The following is a 5,073-nucleotide window of genomic DNA, read 5'->3' as shown; positions in this document are numbered from 1 at the left end:
ACCGCCACAGCGCCCTGAAATACGTGACGCCAAACCAGCGGCACGAAGGCAAAGCAACGGCTCTATTACAAGCTAGAGCAATGCTTTATGAAAATGCCAAGGAAGCTAATCCGAGCCGCTGGAGCACTCGAACACGCAACTGGAAGTTGGCAGATGCTGTGTATTTAAACCCAGAGCGCCCTGAAATTAAGAGCGCAACGGGCTAGCAACTGTAAGACAAGGCGACAGGTACCTTGACACGTACCGTTTGAAAAAAAAGTGAGTCGCCGTAAGGGCGGAACCAATAGCGGCCGTTACCGCAGAAACGGATATGTACACCAAAAACAACAACATGGTCGGCCCAGAGGCCGCCAAGTCAAAAGAACCTGTCCAAACCCTGAACACACACCCGGAAACATCCCGAACCATTGAAACCACCCCCCACCTGCCCCATCTAACACCCATACCCAATGCGCAGGTGCCCCATGAGCGACCAGCAAGAATTCCCCGAAGACCCAAGCGACGACACCGACACAGAGCACACCGAACACCACTCCACCGGCAAAGGCCTCGCCCTGCCCGGCCAGAACCTGCCGGACAAGGTTTACATCATCCCGATCCACAACCGCCCGTTCTTCCCGGCCCAAGTGCTGCCGGTCATCGTCAACGAAGAACCGTGGGCCGAGACACTGGATCTGGTCAGCAAAGCCGATCACCACTCCCTGGCCCTGTTCTACATGGACGCGCCCCAGGAAGACCCGCGTCATTTCAATACCGGCGCACTGCCGGAGTACGGCACACTGGTCAAGGTGCATCACGCCAGTCGTGAAAACGGCAAACTGCAATTCGTCGCCCAGGGCCTGACCCGGGTGCGCATCAAAACCTGGCTCAAGCACCACCGCCCGCCATACCTGGTGGAAGTCGAATACCCGCACCAGACGACCGAGCCGACCGACGAGGTCAAGGCCTACGGCATGGCGCTGATCAACGCGATCAAGGAACTGCTGCCGCTCAACCCGCTGTACAGCGAAGAGCTGAAAAACTACCTCAACCGCTTCAGTCCCAACGATCCGTCGCCGCTGACCGACTTCGCCGCCGCCCTGACCTCGGCCACCGGCAGCGAGCTGCAAGAAGTGCTCGACTGTGTACCCATGCTCAAGCGCATGGAAAAAGTCCTGCCGATGCTGCGCAAGGAAGTCGAAGTCGCGCGTCTGCAAAAAGAGATTTCCGCCGAAGTAAATCGCAAGATCGGCGAGCATCAACGTGAGTTCTTCCTCAAGGAACAACTCAAGGTCATACAGCAGGAACTGGGCCTGACCAAGGACGACCGCAGCGCCGACATCGAGCAGTTCGAACAACGCCTGACCGGCAAAGTCCTCTCGCCGCAGGCGCAGAAACGCATCGAAGAGGAAATGAACAAACTGTCGATCCTCGAAACCGGTTCGCCGGAGTATGCGGTCACCCGCAACTATCTCGATTGGGCGACCTCGGTGCCGTGGGGCGTGTACGGCGAGGACAAACTCGACCTCAAACACGCGCGCAAGGTACTGGACAAACACCACGCCGGCCTCGACGACATCAAGGACCGCATCCTCGAATTCCTCGCTGTCGGTGCCTATAAAGGCGAGATCAGCGGCTCCATCGTGTTGCTGGTCGGCCCCCCGGGCGTGGGTAAAACCAGCGTCGGCAAATCCATCGCCGAATCCCTCGGTCGGCCGTTCTACCGCTTCAGCCTCGGTGGCATGCGTGACGAAGCCGAGATCAAGGGCCATCGCCGCACGTACATCGGCGCGCAACCGGGCAAACTGGTGCAGGCGCTCAAAGACGTCGAAGTGATGAACCCGGTGATAATGCTCGACGAGATCGACAAGATGGGCCAAAGCTACCAGGGCGACCCGGCCTCGGCGCTGCTGGAAACCCTGGACCCGGAACAAAACGTCGAATTCCTCGATCACTACCTGGACCTGCGTCTGGACTTGTCGAAAGTGCTGTTCGTGTGCACCGCCAACACCCTGGACTCGATCCCCGGCCCATTGCTGGACCGGATGGAAGTGATTCGCCTGTCGGGCTACATCACCGAAGAAAAAATCGCCATCGCCAAGCGCCACCTGTGGCCCAAGCAACTGGAAAAGGCCGGCGTGTCCAAAGGCAGCCTGAGCATTAGCGACAGTGCCCTTAAAGCGTTGATCGACGGTTATGCCCGTGAAGCAGGGGTGCGCCAGTTAGAGAAACAACTGGGCAAACTGGTGCGCAAGGCTGTGGTTAAGTTGATCGACGATCCCAAAGCCGTCATCAAACTCGGACCCAAAGACCTTGAAACGTCACTCGGTCATCCGGTGTTCCGCAACGAGCAAGTACTGTCCGGCACCGGCGTTATCACCGGCCTTGCCTGGACCAGCATGGGCGGCGCGACCCTGCCGATTGAAGCCACGCGGATCCACACGCTCAACCGTGGTTTCAAACTCACCGGGCAACTGGGTGATGTGATGAAAGAATCGGCGGAAATCGCCTACAGCTACGTCAGCTCCAACCTGAAGTCGTTTGGCGGTGATCCGAAGTTCTTCGACGAGGCTTTCGTCCACCTGCACGTCCCGGAAGGCGCCACCCCCAAAGACGGCCCGAGCGCCGGCGTGACCATGGCCAGCGCCCTGCTCTCGCTCGCACGCAACCAGCCGCCGAAAAAAGGCGTGGCCATGACCGGCGAACTGACGCTGACCGGGCATGTCCTGCCGATTGGCGGGGTGCGCGAGAAGGTGATTGCGGCGCGGCGGCAGAAGATCTTTGAATTGATCTTGCCGGAGCCTAACCGTGGCAGCTTTGAGGAACTGCCGGACTATCTGAAGGAAGGGATCACCGTGCACTTCGCCAAGCGTTTTGCGGATGTGGCGAAGATATTGTTTTAAACGATACGAATGCGCCACTGCCAAGCCTCCCGCCTGGCAGTGAGCGTCATCGCTATAAGCATGTAGTTAACCCAAACAAACCAGACTTAACCACTGTCAGATCTGACAGTATCCGCTTACAGCATTCTTAAATACTCTTCCTGCTCGGTCTCCAATCATCGCAGGAAGTGTCCCATGGCAACCACCAATGCAATTAAAGCGCCTTTTGTTGATGGTCAATTAACCGTTGAAACAAAAGACGTGACAGACGCAAGTTCACCCTTGCCACTCACAACATTCACCACGACAATTCTGGATTACTCCTTCGATGTCTTCGGGAAGGGCTTTAGAATTACCTATTTCAAAGACAAAGGTTCTTCCAGTTCGAGAAATATAAGTTTCTTTTTTTTCGACGATGAAGATCGAGTTAACATTTCCTACATGGAAACTGTCACCACTGAGCAGGGAACTCGCCCTTATGACTACGAAGTGATCGATTCTTCATCGACTATCGAGCGAATAAACATAACACCGACCAAGCAAAGGTATGCGATAACCGAATTCAAAGTCCTGGCCAAATCCAGGATAAGTAACGAAACACGAGAGATTACTGGCAGGGGTCATTTGTTCATCAACGATCTCACACTAGGCTAGATTACGAATATTTTCCTGTGGAGCGCCTTAGCTCGCTCCGCAGGTATTCTACGGCCCGTGTGCAGCCTGAAATTTATCCGTTTGGGTGGCGGCACACTTTGTCTCGTCTTCGGTTATGCTCGCCGTTCGTCGTGAATGCCGGAGCCCCTGACCTTATGTTCCCCATCCGCCTGATTGTTCTGCTCGCCCTGTCCTTGCTGGCCGCCTGCGCCACGCAACCGAAACAGAACGTGACCGTGGTAAAACAAAGCCAATGCCCGGTGAAACTGAACAGCGGGCAAAACCTGATTCTGACCCTGCCGAGCAACCCATCCACGGGTTACCGCTGGGCAATCCAGGATTCGGCCGGAGGTGTACTGCGTGCACTCAGCCCCGAGGTGTACAGTAACCCCGAAGATACCGGCATCGTCGGCAGCGCCGGCCTCTCGACCTGGCGCTTTCAGGCGTTCACCGCCGGGACCGGGCGCTTGCGTCTGACATCCCAACAACCCTGGGCCCCGGAGGTATTGCCGGTGGACACTTTCGATTGCGCGATCTCGGTTAACTGATCATGGGCTGGCTCATTCTGGCGCTGATGGGCGCGGTGACCTTTCTGTATGGCGTGAGCATGCAGGCAACGTTGCTCTGCCTGCTGGTCAAACCCATGCCAGTGCTGGCCTTGCTCGGTTGGCTGCATGACGCGCCCCCCAGCGACTATCGCCGCTGGATCAGCCTTGGCCTGATTTTCTCGCTGCTTGGCGATGTGTTGCTGGCGTGGCCGGGAGATCTGTTTGTGTTTGGCCTTGGCGCGTTTCTGGTCGCGCACCTGGCCTATCTCAAAGCCTATTTGAGCGATTGCCGATGTTTGGCGGTGTTGCCATTGGTAATTGCATTGAGTGTCGGCGCGGTGCTGTTGGGGATTTTGATCTCTCACGGCCTCGGCCCATTGCTGATCCCGGTGATTGTTTACGGCTTGGCCATCAGCACCATGCTCTGGCGGGCACTGGCTCGACTGGGCAGCGATGTGCCTAAACGCTCTGCGCTGCTGGCTGCGGCAGGTGCGGTGGCGTTTGTGTTCTCTGACAGCGTGATCGGTATCAGCCGGTTTGTGATGCCATTCGACGCAGCGCCTTATGTGATCATCCTCAGTTACTGGCTGGGACAATGGGGGATTACGGCGTCGGCGTTCGCCCCAAAAGATCAAGAACACCAAACTCTGTAGCAGCTGCCGAAGGCTCGGGCCGCGTTCAGACGTTCGAGGGCGAAGCCCTCGCCACACAAACAACATCAATAGTATTGAAGTCTCTCAGTGCAAGGACTACGACTGCTTCGCAGCCGGACGCAGCCTTCGGCAGCTGCTATGTATGGACTCGCCCCCACTGTCTACCCGCTTTCAAAAAAACTGCCGCCCCGTTGCATCTATGTATTAGGCCTATTCGAGGAAGCCGTCGGCGGCTTCTGGCCAAAATTGAAAGAGCTCGTGGTATGCCGATTACAGTCAGGCCTCGAAGGCCACTAGCAGCTTAGGCATCAATCCACGCCGGTCTTACCAGGGGTCAATGTTTTTTCAGCAACAGGT

General features: G+C 56.8%; 4 protein-coding genes and 1 pseudogene. All 5 read left to right on the top strand.

Translation table 11 applies throughout. The features are described 5' to 3' along the window. A pseudogene (locus tag AC1DSG_RS27450) lies at positions 1-206 on the top strand (IS3 family transposase); the annotation flags it as partial. Between the two features lie 258 nt (positions 207-464). After that, positions 465-2,882 carry an endopeptidase La gene (lon, locus tag AC1DSG_RS27445; protein ID WP_477793684.1) on the top strand — a complete coding sequence of 806 codons (2,418 nt, stop codon included), beginning with the start codon at positions 465-467 and terminating at the stop codon, positions 2,880-2,882. Between the two features lie 174 nt (positions 2,883-3,056). After that, positions 3,057-3,515, top strand: coding sequence for a hypothetical protein (locus tag AC1DSG_RS27440; RefSeq protein WP_477793683.1), 459 nt, complete (start codon positions 3,057-3,059; stop codon positions 3,513-3,515). Positions 3,516-3,670: 155 nt separating this feature from the next. Beyond that, entirely contained in the window at positions 3,671-4,063 is a 393-nt protein-coding gene (locus tag AC1DSG_RS27435; RefSeq protein WP_477793682.1) for a protease inhibitor I42 family protein, read from the top strand. 2 nt (positions 4,064-4,065) lie between these two features. Further along, positions 4,066-4,716 carry a lysoplasmalogenase gene (locus AC1DSG_RS27430; protein ID WP_477793681.1) on the top strand — a complete coding sequence of 217 codons (651 nt, stop codon included), beginning with the start codon at positions 4,066-4,068 and terminating at the stop codon, positions 4,714-4,716. Positions 4,717-5,073 lie beyond the last annotated feature (357 nt).

It is taken from the genome of Pseudomonas sp. P5_A12 (assembly GCF_056400685.1).
Note: the sequence above shows the minus strand (reverse complement) of the source record. Positions and strands in the feature narration are given on the sequence as shown.